This window comes from Streptomyces sp. NPDC085900 (genome assembly GCF_044540925.1).
GTDB lineage: Bacteria > Actinomycetota > Actinomycetes > Streptomycetales > Streptomycetaceae > Streptomyces > Streptomyces gilvifuscus.
Genome location: NZ_JBITSP010000006.1, coordinates 263,879 through 278,679, shown reverse-complemented (window position 1 = coordinate 278,679; position 14,801 = coordinate 263,879). Strand labels below are relative to the sequence as shown.

The window sequence follows — 14,801 nt, the reverse complement described above, 5'->3', positions numbered from 1 at the left end:
AAGCACCGGCGGTGATCCTACGCACCCCCTGTGAACCGGACCACTGTCGTGTTTGGGCCGGTCGGACCAGGGCAGGCGCCGCCCCGTTCACCGCCCCCGAGACCAGAGGCAAGCGTGTCAGCGAGACTTGAGGCCGAGCAGCTCTACAAGGTGTTCGGCAGACGACCGGACCAGGCAGTCGAACGGCTGAGGCGGGGAGCCGACCGGGAGGAGCTGCGCGCCGACGGCACCACCGCCGCTGTGATCGACGCCTCCTTCACCGTGGACCCCGGCCAGATCTTCGTCGTCATGGGTCTGTCCGGCTCCGGCAAGTCCACCCTGCTGCGCATGCTCAACGGCCTGCTGGAGCCGACCGCCGGACACGTTCGCTTCGACGGTCAGGACCTGACCGCTCTGAGCGCCCGCGAACTGCGCGAGGTCCGCGCCCACAAGATCAGCATGGTCTTCCAGCACTTCGCGCTGTTCCCGCACCGCAGCGTGCTGGACAACGCCGCCTACGGCCTGGCCGTGCAGGGCGTGCCCCGCGCCGAGCGCGAGCGGCGCGCCGGCGAGGCGCTCGCCCTGTGCGGGCTGGCCGGCTGGGAGAAGTCCTGGCCCGACGAGCTGTCCGGCGGCATGCAGCAGCGCGTGGGCCTCGCCCGCGCCCTCGCCACCGACGCCGACCTGCTCCTCATGGACGAGTCCTTCAGCGCCCTGGACCCGCTGATCCGCCGCGACATGCAGGACCAGCTGCTCCAACTGCAGCGGACGCTGAAGAAGACCATCGTCTTCATCACCCACGACCTCAACGAGGCCATGCGGCTGGGCGACCGCATCGCGGTCATGCGCGACGGCCGCATCGTCCAGACCGGCACGGCCGAGGACATCCTCGTCCGGCCGGCCGACGACGACGTCGCCTCCTTCACCAAGGACGTCGACCGCTCCCGCGTCCTGACCGCCTCCGCCGTCATGGACACCGACCTGCGCGGCGACGAGGCCGACTGCGGCTGCGAGAGCGGGTGCGAGACCGCGACCCCGGACACCCCGTTCACCGAACTGTGCGCGATCAGCGCCCGCCTGTCGCACCCGGTGATCGTCCTGGACGACGACCGCAGACTCGTGGGGGTGGTGCCGACCCGGCGGCTGGTCGGCTTCCTCGGCGACGGGGAGGTGCCGGCCCATGCCTAGGATCCCTCTCGGTGACTGGGTCAACAGCACCGTCGACTGGCTGCTGAACCACCTCTCCTGGCTCTTCGACTTCCTCAAGACGGTCTTCACCGGCACCTACGACGGCATCGACGCCGTCCTGCAGGCCCCCGAGCCGCTGCTCCTCGCGGGCATCTTCGCCGTACTCGCCTTCTGGCTGCGCGGCACGCTCGCCGGCGTCCTCACCTTCGCCGGGTTCGCCTTCATCGACTCCCTCGAACTGTGGGACGACGCGATGGTGACCCTCTCGCTCGTGCTCGTCGCCACGATCATCGCGCTGGTCGTCTCGGTGCCGCTGGGCATCTGGGCCGCGCGCTCGGACCGGGTCAGCTCCGTCGTCCGCCCGGTCCTGGACTTCATGCAGACGCTGCCCGCGATGATCTACCTCATCCCGGCCATCCTGTTCTTCGGCACCGGCGCCTCCGCGGGCATCGTGGCCACCCTGATCTTCGCGCTCGCCCCCGGCGTCCGCATGACCGAGCTGGGCATCCGGCAGGTCGACGGGGAACTGGTCGAGGCGGCCGACGCGTTCGGCACCACGCCCCGCGACACCCTGCTGCGCGTCCAGCTGCCGCTCGCCCTGCCCACCGTCATGGCGGGCGTCAACCAGGTGATCATGCTCGGCCTGTCCATGGCCGCCATCGCCGGCATGGTCGGCACCGGCGGCCTCGGCGGCGACGTCAACGAGGCCATCGGCCAGCTCGACGTCGGCCTCGGCTCCGAGGCGGGCGTCGCCATCGTCATCCTGGCGATCTACCTGGACCGGATGACCGGCGCCCTGGGCACCCACGTCTCCCCGCTCGGCCGCCGGGCCGCCGCCCGGGCCCGCGCCGCACAGGGCCTGAAGATCTGGTCCTACCGCCCCCGCCCCCAGGTCGCGGTGATCGGCGTCGTGATCCTCGCCCTCGTCGCCGGCGGCATGGGCGTGTTCGGCGGGGGCTCCGGTGGCTCCACCGCCGTCGCCGACGCCAAGGACGTCGGCCAGGGCAAGAAGGTCACCATCGGCTACGTCCCCTGGGACGACGGCGTCGCCTCCACCTTCCTGTGGAAGGAGATCCTCCAGGAACGCGGCTTCCAGGTCGACGCCAGGCAGTTCGACGCGGGCCCGCTCTACACCTCGGTCGCCTCGGGCGACGTCGACTTCATGACGGGCGCCTGGCTGCCGACCACACACGAGCAGTACTGGAAGAAGTACGGCGGCAAGCTCGACGACCTCGGCGCCTGGTACGGCAGGACCTCGCTGGAACTCAGCGTGCCGTCCTACATGAAGGGCATCGACTCCCTCGACGACCTCAAGGGCAAGGCGGCGCGGTTCGGCGGCAAGATCACCGGAATCGAGTCCAGCGCCGGCGAGACGGCCCTGCTCAAGAGCAAGGTCCTCAAGGAGTACGGCCTGGACCAGGAGTACAAGGTCGTCGACAGCTCCACGCCCGCCATGCTGGCCGAGCTGAAGCGGGCCTACAGCGACAAGAAGCCGATCGTCGTCACGCTCTGGTCTCCGCACTGGGCGTACAACGACTACAAGCTGACCAAGCTGAAGGACCCCAAGGGCGCCTGGGGTTCCGGCGACGGCATCCACACCGTCGCCCGCAAGGGCTTCGCCGCCGAGAACCCGGTCGTCGCCAAGTGGATGAAGGACTTCAAGCTGGACGAGAAGCAGCTCACCGGCCTGGAAGCCGAGATCAACAAGGCCGGCAAGGGCAAGCAGCAGGACGCCGTCCGCGCCTGGCTGAAGAAGCACCCGGGCGTCGTCGACAAGCTGGCGCCGGTGCGCGGCAGTGCCGCGCCCGCCGAGGCCCGACGGGCCGTGAACGTCGCCTGGTTCCCCTGGGACGAGGACATCGCCGTCACCTACCTCTGGAAGAACGTCCTCCAGCGGCGCGGCTACCGGCTGAACCTCAAGCAGATGGACGTCGGACCCGTCTACACGGGCCTGGCCGCCGGTGACCTCGACGTCAACTTCGACGCCTGGCTGCCGTATGCCCAGAAGAACTACTGGGACAAGAGCAAGGACAGGCTCAAGGACCTCGGCACCTGGTACCGGCCGACCTCGCTGGAGGTTGCCGTGCCCTCCTACGTCAAGGGCGTGAAGTCCTACGAGGACCTCAAGGGCAAGGCGGGCCGCTTCGGCGGGAAGATCATCGGGATCGAGCCGGGGACCGGCGAGATGAACCTGCTCAAGACCAAGGTGCTGCCCGGCTACGGCCTGGACAAGGAATACAAGGTCGTCGACGGCTCCACGCCCGCGATGCTGGCCGAACTCAAGCGCGCCTACGCCAAGAAGCAGCCGGTTGCCGTGGTGCTCTGGTCGCCGCACTGGGCCTACAGCCGCTACGACCTGACCAAGCTCCAGGACGACAGGAAGCTCTTCGGCGAGGGCAACACCATCCGCACCGTCGCCAACGAGGCGTTCCCCGGGCGGTACCCGCAACTCACCAAGTGGATCAAGGGCTTCCATATGAGCGAGGCCGAGCTCGGCAGCCTGGAGAGCGAGATCAACCGGCGCGGCCAGGGCCACGAGGAGGAAGCGGTCGCCGCCTGGCTCAAGGAGCACCCCGGCATGGTCGACCGGATGACGCCGCGGTAGCGGCGAGCGTCCGTGCGTTAGCGGCCGGATCCTCACCGTGTCCAAGGGCACCGTAAGGATCCGGTCAACCACGTAGCGCTACCCCGACCCCAAGCCTCTCCCCTTCCCTCGCCCCACCCGCTGGTCAGTCCCTTCGATCCGAAGGCGAAATCCGGACCCGTCGACTCCGTGGAACTGGTCTACTGGCGATAGTTGGCGCATTGACCGCACGCCTCGTTTACGGGTGTGTGACGGGCACATGAAACGGTTTGCCGAACCTGCGTAAGGTGCAGAGAAACCATCGGGGCCACCGCGCGCCCCGACGGCATCGCACACACGACGGACCGACGAGCGAAGGAGGGAGCCGGAGCGATGGGCGACCACAAAGACCTCAAGGAACAGCCCCTGCGCGTGGGTGCGGCCGTGCGGCGCAGGCGCCGGGCCCTGGAACTCACGCTCGCCGTCGTGGCCGAGCGCAGCGGCCTGTCGGTGCCCTTCCTGAGCCAGATCGAGAACGACCGGGCCCGCCCCAGCAGCACGTCACTGGAGAAGGTCGCCGACGCCCTGCGCACCACCGCGGTCGAACTCCTCGCCGCCGCCGACCCGGCGTGCAGCGTCGACGTCGTACGCGCCGAAGGCCCCGAGGCCACGCCGGAGCCCCGGGCGCGCTCCCTGGTCCGCGGGCACCACCAGATGCACGCCTCGGAATTCACCGGCGACCATGACGCGGGCCGCGAATTCCAGTACCGCAACGACCAGTTGATGTACGTCGCCGACGGCGCGGTGGAGATCGAGGCGGAGGGCCGTGCCTACCGGCTCGGCCGCGGCGACACCCTGTACCTCACCGGCGGGGTGCGCCACCGCTGGCGGGCGACCGTGGCGGACACCCGCCTGATCGTCGTCGCGGTGGCCGAACACGTCGAGGCGGTCCAGGACCGGCCCCGGTAGTGCCGCCCCGCGTCGTCTCGCTCGTCCCGTCCCTGACCGAGGCGATCGCCGTCTCGGTACCCGGCGCCCTGGTGGGCGCCACCGACTGGTGCATCCACCCCGCCGGCCTCGACGTCACCCGCGTCGGCGGCACCAAGAACCCCCGGCCGGACAGCGTCCTCGCCCTCGCCCCCGACCTCGTGATCGCCAACGAGGAGGAGAACCGCGAGGAGGACCTCGCCGTTCTGCGCGAGGCGGGCGTCGAGGTCCTGGTCACCGAGGTACGGGACGTTCCCCGAGCCCTCCGGGAACTGGACCGCGTGGTGACCGCCTGCGGCGCGCGGACCCGGCCGCGCTGGCTGGACGAGGCGGAGCGGACCTGGACGGCACTGCCCCCGCCCGGGCAGCGCACCACCGCGGTCGTCCCCATCTGGCGCCGGCCGTGGATGGTGCTGGGCCGGGACACCTTCGCGGGCGACGTACTGGCGCGGCTCGGGGTGGACCACCTGTACGCCACCCACCCCGACCGCTATCCCCGTATCGGGCTGGAAGAACTGCGGGCGGCGGCCCCCGACCTCGTCGTCCTGCCCGACGAGCCCTACCGCTTCACACCTGAGGACGGCCCGGAGGCGTTCCCCGGACTGCGCTGCGCACTCGTCAGCGGACGGCACCTGACCTGGTACGGGCCCTCACTGACACAGGCGCCACGGGTGCTGGCCGAGGAGCTGCGAGGAGTTCCCCGCTGAGCAGACCGCGCGCGGTGTGCGCGGCGGCGACGGCCCACGCTGTGACGAGACCGGCGAACAGCCCGACCGCGAGCCAGTCGTACACGACGAGCCCGGTGTGCCGGGCCAGTGTCTCGGCGCCGGTGACACAGGTGCCCACGGGGAAGGTGAAGGCCCACCAGGTCATCGCGAAGCGCATCCCGTTCCGCCGGGCCCGCAGCACCTGGGCCCCGGCGAACACCAGCCACAACAGCGCGAACCCCATCACCGGCACGCCGTAGAGCACCGCCAGCACCCGCAGGCCCCCCTCGTACGGGGCCGGTACGACACCTGGCGCGAAGTCCGCGAACTTGCCGACGGCGGTGGTGGACTGCCCCAGGGGGCCCAGCACCAGGAAGAGCGTGGGCGTCAGCGCGAGGGGCAGCGGACCGCCGGTGATCAGCCGGGCGAAGACCAGCGGCAGCGTCACCAGGGTGGCGAGCAGACTGAGCCCGAACAACGCCAGGCAGCCCAGCAGCAGGGTCTCGCGAGGCTGCCCGGGCGGCAGATGCGGCACCAGCAGCGGCCCGAGCGCGGCGGACACCATCGGCGCGACCAGCGGCAGCAGCCACACGGGCGAGGCCTGCCCCGGCGTCACCTCCTGTCGTACGGCCATGAGGTACGGCACCGCGACGGCGGCTGCCAGCCCCACGACGGTCCCGGCGGTGAACAGCACGGCGTCCAGGGCGACGGCGGCGCGCGGGCCGGTCCAGTCGCGGCCGACGGTGAGGGCGCCGCCGCCGACGGCCAGCAGGGCCATCGCGAGGCAGCCGTAGAAAGGCGCGGTCCCCGGATCGAGAAGGTGGGCCCTGGCCTGGTCGCGGTGGTGGGTCCAGTGCAGGGCGCGGGCGGCGAGGAGGACCAGGAGCAGACCGAGGGAGAGCGCCCAGACGGCCGCGCAAGCGGTGCGCAGGCCGGGGACGTGGACGGGGAGGCCGGTTCCGGCCGTGGCGACGATCGCGGTCCCCATGACGGCGGCGTACCAGTTCGGTCCGAGGTGACGGACGGCGATGGCACGGGGGAGCGCCCGGGTGACGGGCTGGGCTGCGGTGACCATGGAACCACCGTCTCGCCACCGCGGGGTGCGGGCCAGGGAGTATGTCTCTATGAGGACATAAGCTGGGGTTATGAGCGACGTGGAGGAGCAGGCGGCTGTCCGGCCGGGGCCCGGGGGTTCGCTCGCGCATCGGGTGCCCGACCTCGGCGCGCTGGAGCTGCTGCTGGCGGTGGCCCGGCTGGGGAGCCTGGGCGGGGCCGCCCGGGAGGTGGGGATCAGCCAGCCGGCGGCGAGCAGCCGGATCCGGTCCATGGAGCGGCAGCTGGGGGTGGCGCTGGTCGACCGGTCGCCGCGCGGGTCCCGGCTGACGGACGCCGGTGCGCTGGTCACGGACTGGGCGCGGCGGATCGTCGAGGCGGCGGAGGCCTTCGACGCGGGCGCGCAGGCGTTGCGGGACCGGCGGGACTCGCGGCTGCGGGTGGCGGCGAGCATGACGATCGCCGAGTACCTGCTGCCGGGGTGGCTGCTGGCCCTTCGGGCGGGGCGGCCGGACACCGCGGTGTCCCTGCTGGCCGGCAACTCGACGGTGGTGGCGGAGCGGCTGCTGTCCGGGGAGGCGGACCTCGGGTTCGTGGAGGGGGTCAGCGTGCCGGCCGGTCTCGACTCCGCCGTCATCGCCCACGACCGCCTGATCGTGGTGACGGCGCCGGGGCACGCCTGGGCCCGCCGTCGGCGGCCGCTGGAGGCGTCGGAGCTGGCGGCGACACCGTTGATCCTCCGGGAGAAGGGCTCCGGGACGCGGCAGGTGCTGGACGCGGCGCTGGGCGGGCTCGCCAGGCCGCTGATCGAACTGTCCTCGACGACCGCGGTGAAGGCGGCCGTGGTGAGCGGGGCGGGGCCAGCGGTGCTCAGTGAACTCGCCGTGGGGGAGGAGCTGGCGCTGCGGCGGCTGGTGCGGGTGCCGGTGGAGGGGGTCGCGCTGGCGCGGGATCTGCGGGCGGTGTGGCCGACGGGGCATCGGCCGGTGGGGCCGGCGCGGGATCTTCTGTCGCTGACGCGGGGGTAGGGCGTCTGCGCGTGTGGCCCCCTGGGGGCTGCCGCCCCCAGCCCCCCCGCTTCGGCCCTGGACGGGCCTCGTCCTCAAAACGCCGGACGGGCTGGGGTGTGCGGGCCGGCCTCAGGAGGCACCGGGAGTCAACCGGCCTGCCCCGTCTGCTCGTTGATGTAGTCCCGTAGGACCGTCTCGAAGTCCGGGTCGGGGTGCAGACCCAGGGTCGCCGCGCGGGTGGGGTCCACCGCCGCGGGCCAGGAGGCGACGATCGTCTCGATGGCGGGGTCGGGGGCGATGGTGACCAGGTCGGCGACCGCGTCGCCGGACACGCGGCGCAGGGTGGACAGGATCTCGGCCACCGACACCGACAGCGCGGGGAGGTTGACCGGCAGGGTGCCGGTGAGCTGTCCCGGCGCCGTGCCGCGGTCGGCCTCCGCCAGGCGCAGCAGAGCCTCCACGGTGCGCCTCGGCGAGGACAGGGCGACCCGCAGATCGGGGCTGACGGGGCAGACGGTCGGCAGGCCGGCGAGGGGCTCGCGGACGATGCCGGAGAGGAAACCGGAAGCGGCGGCGTTGGGCCTGCCGGGTCGTACCGACACCGTCATCAGCCGGGCCACGCGCCCGTCGACGAAGCCGCGCCGGGTGAAGTCCGCGACGAGCTGCTCGCAGACCAGTTTCTGGGTGCCGTAACTCGTCCGCGGCAAGGGCAGCGTCGACTCGTCGACCACCGGCGGCAGTGGCAGCGCCGGGTCGCCGCCGTAGACCGCGACGCTGCTGGAGAACACCAGCCGCGGCACCGGTCCGCCGGACTCCGACTGGGCCCGGGCGGCCTCCAGCAGCGCACGGGTCGTGTCCAGGTTGGCGCGCATGCCGAGGTCGAAGTCGGCCTCGCACTCGGCCGAGACCGCCGCGGCGAGGTGGAAGACCGCGTCGACCGGCTCGGCGAACACCTCGTCGAGCCGGTCGGCCAGCTCGCCGTGCACGACCCGCACGCGGGCGTCGGCCGCCGACGGGGACTCCGGCCGCACGACGCGGTCCGCGAGCACCAGCCGGCCGATCGGTTCCCCTCGGAACGCGCCCCGCGCGAGCAGCGCGGCTCCCAGCCGGCCGCCCAGGAAGCCGAATCCGCCCGTGACCACGATCCTCATGCGCTGCCTCCTCGGTTCGGGTGCCCGGGGTCCTGCCCAGGACGCTGCCACTTCATCCCCGTGCGAAAACGCGGTGGCGCAGTTCGCCGCCCGGCACGCACCATGGCGCGCATGAACCCCGCCGCACCGCCCGCCTCCGGCGTCCGCACCCCCTGGGAGGACCTCCCCGCAGCCGTACGCGACGCGGTCGCCGGTGTGCTCGGCGGGGCCGTCGTGCACGCCGAGACGCAGACCGGCGGGTTCTCCCCAGGGGTCGCCAGCCGCGTCGGCACGGGCCACGGCCGCCGCGCCTTCGTCAAGGCCGTCAGCGCGCACACCAACCCCCACAGCCCGGCCCTGCACCGCGCCGAGGCCCGCAACGCCGCCGCGCTCCCGCCCGTCGTCCCCGCCCCGCGCCTCCTCGGCAGCCACGACGACGGCACCTGGGTCGCGCTCGTCTTCGAGGAGGTCGACGGCCGCCAGCCCCATGTCCCGTGGCGGGAAGAGGAGTTGGGGCTCGTGCTGGACGCGGTGGCCGAGCTCGGCCGGAGTCTCACGCCGTCCCCCGTGGCCGCGCCGCCCGTCGCCGAGGCGCTCGCCGAGGACTTCTCCGGCTGGCGGCGGCTGTGCGCCCGGCCGCGGGAGGAGCTGCGCGGACGCCTCGACGCCTGGACCCTCGACCGGCTGGGCCGCCTCGCCGACCTCGCCGACGGCTGGCCGGACGCCGCCGCCGGCGACACCCTCGCCCACGCCGACCTGCGCGCCGACAACATGCTGCTGACCGCCGACGGCCGCGTGGTCTTCGTGGACTGGCCGCACGCCGTGCGCGCCGCCCCCTGGTTCGACCTGCTGGTCATGCTGCCCTGCGTGCGCGCTCAGGGCGGGCCGGACCCGGAGGAGGTGTTCACCGCGCACCCGCTGGGCCGGGACGCGGACCCCGACGGCGTCACCGCCACGCTCGCGGCCCTCGCCGGCTACTTCGTGGAGCACTCCCTGCGGCCGGCCCCGCCCGGGCTGCCCACCCTGCGTGCCTTCCAGCGCGCCCAGGGCGAGGCCGCGACGGCCTGGCTCAGGAGGCGGCTCGCACCAGGGCCTGCATGACCCGCAGGTCGTCGCCCATCTCGGGGTGCCACTGCACGCCGAGGACCCAGCGGTCGGCGGTGGGCACCTCCACGGCCTCCACCGTGCCGTCCGGCGCGTAGGCCGACGGCATCAGGCCCGTGCCGAGCCGGTCCAGGGCCTGGTGGTGGTACGTCGGCACGGACGTCTCCTCCGGGGCGATCTCGGCGTACCGCGTGCCCGGCACCGGCTTGACCGGGTGCCGGCCGAAGACGCCGACCACCTCCGCGTGGCCGTCGATGTGCTGGACGAGCGTGCCGCCGAGGGCGACGTTCAGCAACTGCATGCCCCGGCAGATGCCCAGCAGCGGCAGACGCGCCGCCAGGGCCGCCTCGATCAGCGCCAGCTCCCAGGTGTCCCTGGCCCGGGCCGGCGGGCCGGTGCGGGGGTCGGGCTCGGCGCCGTAGCGCTCCGGCTCGACGTCCGGGCCGCCCGCGATCACCAGCCCGTCGAGCCGGGCGACGATCGCCGCCGCCTGCTCCGGGGCGTCCGGCGGCAGCATCGCGGCCAGCCCGCCGGCCCGCTGCACCAGGCGCGGATAGCCGGCCGGCAGCAGCGCCGCCTCCAGCTCCCACACGCCCCAGCGCGCCCCGGCCTCCAGATACGTGCTGACGCCGATCAGCGGCCTGCCCGCCATGCGCCCTCCCACTCCTGCAATGGACTGTTCTCATACCTTTTCCCAGGAGAGCCGTGCACGGCAAGGATTCCGGGCGGGGTACTCACGCGAGAAAGCCCCTGAGCAGCGCCGCCGTCCCCGCGCAGTGCTCCCGCATCATCTCCCGCGCCCCGTCCGCGTCCCCGTCGAGCACCGCCTCGACCAGGGCGGCGTGCTGGCGCTGCGAGTGTTCCAGGTTGCGCACGAGGAGGGGGATGCAGTCGAGCAGGTCGTTCATCGAGGCCCGTACCGCCGCGTACTGGGCGGTCAGCGTGGGCGAGCCGCACAGCTCCGCCAGCGTCAGGTGCAGCAGGGTGTCCAGGCGGCGGTACTCCGACAGCGGCGCGTCATGGGTGCGGTCCAGAGCCTCGCGCAGCCGCTCCGCCTGCTCGTCCGTCAGCCCGTGCGTGGCGCACAGGCCCGCCGCCCCCACCTCCAGGACCTCCCGGAAGCGCAGCACGTCCTCGATGTCGACCTCGGCGATCCGCCGCCGCAGCTCGTCCTCGCCGCCCGCGTCCGGCCGCGGCAGGACGAAGGTGCCGCCGTAGCGCCCCCGGCGGGACTCCACCAGGCCCTGGTCCTGCAGCACCTTCAGCACCTCGCGCAGCGTCACCCGGCTGATCCCCAGCCGCTCCGCCAGTTCCCGCTCGGCCGGCAGCCGTTCGCCGCCCGGGACCAGACCCAACCGGACGACCTGCAGGATCTGCTCCAGCGCCTCCTCGAAGCCGTTCCCCGCCCGCACCGGCCTGAGCACCGGGGTCAACCGGTCCTCCAAGCTGCCGTCCGGATCGAGCGACATACCGCCGCACCCCCTTCCCAAGCAAAGGTTCTCCCGAATACCTTATGGCTTCCGGCTGACCGTAGAAGCCGAAGGAGGCTTTCCCGTGGCAGACCGCACACCCCCACTCGCCGTCGAGGAGCTGCACGCCCTCGTAGCGAGCGGTGAGATCGACACTGTCGTCCTGGCGTTCCCCGACATGCAAGGGCGTCTCCAGGGCAAGCGGTTCGCCGCACGCTTCTTCCTCGACGAGGTCCTCCACCACGGCACCGAGGGCTGCAACTACCTGCTCGCCGTCGACACCGACATGAACACCGTCGACGGCTACGCCATGTCCTCCTGGGACCGCGGCTACGGCGACTTCGCCATGCACCCCGACCTGAGCACCCTGCGCCGCGTCCCGTGGAACGCAGGTACGGCCATGGTGATCGCCGACCTCGCCTGGAACGACGGCTCCCCGGTGGTCGCCGCCCCCCGCCAGATCCTGCGCCGCCAGCTCGACCGGCTCGCCGAGCACGGCCTCACCGCCAAGGTCGGCACCGAGCTGGAGTTCATCGTCTTCAAGGACACCTACGAACAGGCCTGGGACGCCAACTACCGGGGCCTGACACCGGCGAACCAGTACAACATCGACTACTCGGTGCTGGGCACCGGGCGGATCGAGCCCCTGCTGCGCCGCATCCGCAACGAGATGGCCGGCGCGGGCCTGACCGTGGAGTCCGCCAAGGGCGAGTGCAACCCCGGCCAGCACGAGATCGCCTTCCGCTACGACGACGCCCTCGTCACCTGCGACCAGCACGCGATCTACAAGACCGGCACCAAGGAGATCGCCGCCCAGGAGGGCGTGTCGATCACCTTCATGGCCAAGTACAACGAGCGCGAGGGCAACTCCTGCCACATCCACCTGTCGTTGGCGGACGCGGCCGGCAACAACGCCATGGCCGGCCCCGACGGGATGTCCGACGTCATGCGGTACTTCCTCGCCGGGCAGCTGGCCGCCCTGCGGGACTTCTCCCTGCTCTACGCCCCCAACATCAACTCCTACAAGCGGTTCCAGCCGGGCTCCTTCGCCCCGACAGCCGTCGCGTGGGGCCACGACAACCGCACCTGTGCGCTGCGGGTCGTCGGGCACGGCCGCTCCCTGCGCTTCGAGAACCGGCTGCCCGGCGGCGACGTCAACCCGCACCTCGCCGTCGCCGGCCTGGTCGCCGCCGGCCTCCACGGCATCGAGCAGAAGCTGGAGTTGCCCGAGCCCTGCCCCGGGAACGCGTACACGGCGGAGTTCGAGCACGTGCCCACCACCCTGCGGGAGGCCGCCGAGCTCTGGGAGAACAGCCCGATCGCCAAGGCCGCCTTCGGCGACGAGGTCGTCGCCCACTACCGCAACATGGCGCGCGTCGAACTCGACGCCTTCGACGCCGCGGTCACCGACTGGGAGCTGCGCCGCTCCTTCGAACGCATGTGAGGCCCCTGTTGTCCAGCGAGCACGAACTCGTCGTACTGAACCCCGCCACCGAGGAGGTCATCGCCACCGTCCCCGCCGCGACGGCGGCCGACGTGGACGCCGCCGTCGTACGCGCCACGGCGGCACAGGCGCGGTGGGCCGCCCTGCCGCCCGCCGACCGCGCCCGGCTGCTGCGCCGGTTCGCGGCGAAGGTCGACGAGCACGTCGAGGAACTGGCCCTCCTGGAGGTCCGCGAGGCCGGGCACACCGTCGGCAACGCCCGCTGGGAGGCCGGCAACGTCCGCGATCTGCTGGACTACGCGGCCGGGGGAGTGGAGCGGCTGACCGGTCGCCAGATCCCGGTGCCCGGCGGCCTCGACGTCACGATCCTCGAACCGCTGGGTGTCGTGGGCGTCATCGCGCCCTGGAACTTCCCCATGCCGATCGCCGCCTGGGGCACCGCCCCCGCGCTGGCGGCGGGCAACGCCGTGCTCCTCAAGCCCGCCGAGACGACCCCGCTCACCGCGCTGCGGCTGGCCGAACTCGCCCTGGAGGCCGGGCTGCCGGAGGGGCTGTTCCAGGTGCTCCCCGGGCACGGGCCGGTCGCCGGGAATGCCCTCGTCGAGCACCCCGGCGTCGCGAAGATCGTCTTCACCGGATCGACCACCGTGGGCAAGCAGGTCCTCGCCAAGGGCTCGGCGCTCCTCAAGCGCGTCACCCTCGAACTCGGCGGCAAGAGCCCCAACATCGTCTTCGCCGACGCCGACCTCGAAGCCGCCGCCGCGGCCGCCCCCATGTCCTTCCTCGACAACTCCGGCCAGGACTGCTGCGCCCGCACCCGCATCCTCGTCCAGCGCTCCGCCCACGACCGCTTCCTGGAACTGCTCGGGCCCGCCATCGAGGCGGTCACGGTCGGCGACCCGGCGCACGAGCAGACGCAGATGGGCCCGCTGATCTCCAAGGCCCAGCTGCAGCGGGTCCGTTCGTACGTCGACGCCGAGGCCCCCGGCATCCGCGGCAAGGCCCCCGAGGGCCCCGGCTTCTGGTTCCCGCCCACCGTCCTCACCGAGGTCGAACCGCACGCGCGCGTGGCCGTCGAGGAGGTCTTCGGCCCCGTCGCCGTGGTCCTGCCCTTCGACGACGAGGCGGACGCCGTACGCCTGGCCAACGCCACCGACTACGGCCTCTCCGGCTCCATCTGGACCCGTGACGTCGGCCGCGCGCTGCGCGTCTCGCAGGCCGTGCGGGCCGGCAACCTGTCCGTCAACTCCCACTCCAGCGTCCGCTACTGGACCCCCTTCGGCGGCTTCAAACAGTCCGGCATCGGCCGCGAACTCGGCCCGGACGCCCTGACCGCCTTCACCGAGACCAAGAACGTCTTCATCAGCACGGAAGGCCCCGCACAGTGACCGAAGACATTGTTTGCCGTCGCCTCGTCGGCCGCACGGCCGTCATCACCGGCGCCGGCAGCGGCATCGGCCTCGCCACCGCCCGCCGGCTCGCCTCCGAGGGCGCGCACGTCGTCTGCGGCGACGTCGACGAGGTCCGCGGCAAGGCGGCCGCCGAGGAGGTCGGCGGCCTCTTCGTGAAGGTCGACGTCACCGACCCCGAGCAGGTCGAGGCCCTCTTCAAGGCCGCCTTCGACACCTACGGCAGCGTCGACATCGCCTTCAACAACGCCGGCATCTCCCCGCCCGACGACGACTCCATCCTGGAGACCGGCCTGGAGGCCTGGAAGCGCGTCCAGGAGGTCAACCTCACCTCCGTCTACCTGTGCTGCAAGGCCGCCATCCCCTACATGCGGAGGCAGGGCAGGGGCTCCATCATCAACACCGCGTCCTTCGTGGCGAGGATGGGCGCGGCGACCTCCCAGATCTCGTACACCGCCTCCAAGGGTGGCGTCCTGGCGATGTCCCGCGAGCTGGGCGTGCAGTTCGCCCGTGAGGGCATCCGCGTGAACGCCCTGTGCCCCGGGCCCGTCAACACCCCGCTGCTGCGGGAGCTGTTCGCCAAGGACCCCGAGCGGGCCGCCCGCCGTCTCGTGCACATCCCCGTCGGCCGGTTCGCCGAGGCCGAGGAGATCGCCGCCGCCGTCGCCTTCCTGGCCAGCGACGACTCCTCCTTCGTCAACGCCGCCGACTTCCTGGTGGACGGCGGGATCTCGGGGGCGTACGTCACGCCGCTGTAG

At 72.5% G+C, this 14,801-nt stretch carries 13 protein-coding genes; 9 read left to right on the top strand and 4 right to left on the bottom strand.

What is annotated here, in order from left to right:
- Window positions 1-114: 114 nt before the first annotated feature.
- The 4 genes from ACIGDI_RS22830 to ACIGDI_RS22815 all read left to right on the top strand — a co-directional run bounded on the left by ACIGDI_RS22830 (window position 115) and on the right by ACIGDI_RS22815 (window position 5,424).
- On the top strand, window positions 115-1,167 hold the full coding sequence (locus ACIGDI_RS22830) for a glycine betaine/L-proline ABC transporter ATP-binding protein (protein ID WP_399899475.1): 1,053 nt from the start codon (window positions 115-117) through the stop codon (window positions 1,165-1,167).
- Window positions 1,160-3,772 (top strand): ABC transporter permease/substrate binding protein, encoded by a 2,613-nt coding sequence (locus ACIGDI_RS22825; RefSeq protein ID WP_399899472.1) that lies wholly within the window; start codon window positions 1,160-1,162, stop codon window positions 3,770-3,772. Before ACIGDI_RS22830 ends, ACIGDI_RS22825 begins: the two co-directional genes overlap by 8 nt.
- A 351-nt stretch (window positions 3,773-4,123) precedes the next feature.
- Window positions 4,124-4,699: a helix-turn-helix domain-containing protein gene (locus ACIGDI_RS22820; RefSeq protein WP_399899470.1), complete on the top strand. Its 576-nt coding sequence runs from the start codon at window positions 4,124-4,126 to the stop codon at window positions 4,697-4,699.
- Window positions 4,699-5,424, top strand: coding sequence for a helical backbone metal receptor (locus ACIGDI_RS22815; RefSeq protein ID WP_399899468.1), 726 nt, complete (start codon window positions 4,699-4,701; stop codon window positions 5,422-5,424). Before ACIGDI_RS22820 ends, ACIGDI_RS22815 begins: the two co-directional genes overlap by 1 nt.
- Here ACIGDI_RS22815 and ACIGDI_RS22810 read toward each other — a convergent pair.
- Window positions 5,336-6,499, bottom strand: a complete 1,164-nt coding sequence (locus ACIGDI_RS22810; RefSeq protein ID WP_399899465.1) for a TDT family transporter — start codon at window positions 6,497-6,499, stop codon at window positions 5,336-5,338. The genes ACIGDI_RS22815 and ACIGDI_RS22810 overlap by 89 nt on opposite strands.
- Before the next feature lie 70 nt (window positions 6,500-6,569).
- On the opposite strand from ACIGDI_RS22810, the gene ACIGDI_RS22805 reads away from it, so the two are divergent.
- Window positions 6,570-7,505: a LysR family transcriptional regulator gene (locus tag ACIGDI_RS22805; protein WP_399899462.1), complete on the top strand. Its 936-nt coding sequence runs from the start codon at window positions 6,570-6,572 to the stop codon at window positions 7,503-7,505.
- Between the two features lie 128 nt (window positions 7,506-7,633).
- Here the strand turns inward: ACIGDI_RS22805 and denD are convergent, their stop codons facing one another.
- A complete protein-coding gene (gene denD / locus ACIGDI_RS22800) occupies window positions 7,634-8,638 on the bottom strand; it encodes a D-erythronate dehydrogenase (protein WP_399899459.1) in 1,005 nt (334 codons plus the stop codon).
- 111 nt (window positions 8,639-8,749) lie between these two features.
- On the opposite strand from denD, the gene ACIGDI_RS22795 reads away from it, so the two are divergent.
- A complete protein-coding gene (locus ACIGDI_RS22795; protein ID WP_399899456.1) occupies window positions 8,750-9,718 on the top strand; it encodes an aminoglycoside phosphotransferase family protein in 969 nt (322 codons plus the stop codon).
- Here ACIGDI_RS22795 and ACIGDI_RS22790 read toward each other — a convergent pair.
- Together ACIGDI_RS22790 and ACIGDI_RS22785 are read right to left on the bottom strand one after the other, a co-directional pair.
- Entirely contained in the window at window positions 9,687-10,373 is a 687-nt protein-coding gene (locus ACIGDI_RS22790; RefSeq protein WP_399899453.1) for a gamma-glutamyl-gamma-aminobutyrate hydrolase family protein, read from the bottom strand. The two genes, ACIGDI_RS22795 and ACIGDI_RS22790, sit on opposite strands and share 32 nt — an antisense overlap.
- Before the next feature lie 82 nt (window positions 10,374-10,455).
- The gene (locus tag ACIGDI_RS22785) at window positions 10,456-11,190 is read right to left on the bottom strand and encodes a FadR/GntR family transcriptional regulator (RefSeq protein ID WP_399899450.1); all 735 of its coding nucleotides are present in this window, start codon (window positions 11,188-11,190) and stop codon (window positions 10,456-10,458) included.
- An 85-nt stretch (window positions 11,191-11,275) separates the two neighbouring features.
- Here ACIGDI_RS22785 and ACIGDI_RS22780 point away from each other — a divergent pair, with 85 nt between their 5' ends.
- From ACIGDI_RS22780 to ACIGDI_RS22770, 3 genes are read left to right on the top strand one after another with little or no spacing between them, the layout of a single operon-like run.
- The gene (locus ACIGDI_RS22780; protein WP_399899447.1) at window positions 11,276-12,634 is read left to right on the top strand and encodes a glutamine synthetase family protein; all 1,359 of its coding nucleotides are present in this window, start codon (window positions 11,276-11,278) and stop codon (window positions 12,632-12,634) included.
- An 8-nt stretch (window positions 12,635-12,642) separates the two neighbouring features.
- Window positions 12,643-14,022: an aldehyde dehydrogenase family protein gene (locus tag ACIGDI_RS22775; protein WP_399899444.1), complete on the top strand. Its 1,380-nt coding sequence runs from the start codon at window positions 12,643-12,645 to the stop codon at window positions 14,020-14,022.
- Window positions 14,019-14,801, top strand: coding sequence for a 3-oxoacyl-ACP reductase (locus ACIGDI_RS22770; RefSeq protein WP_399899442.1), 783 nt, complete (start codon window positions 14,019-14,021; stop codon window positions 14,799-14,801). The genes ACIGDI_RS22775 and ACIGDI_RS22770 overlap by 4 nt, the downstream gene beginning before the upstream one ends.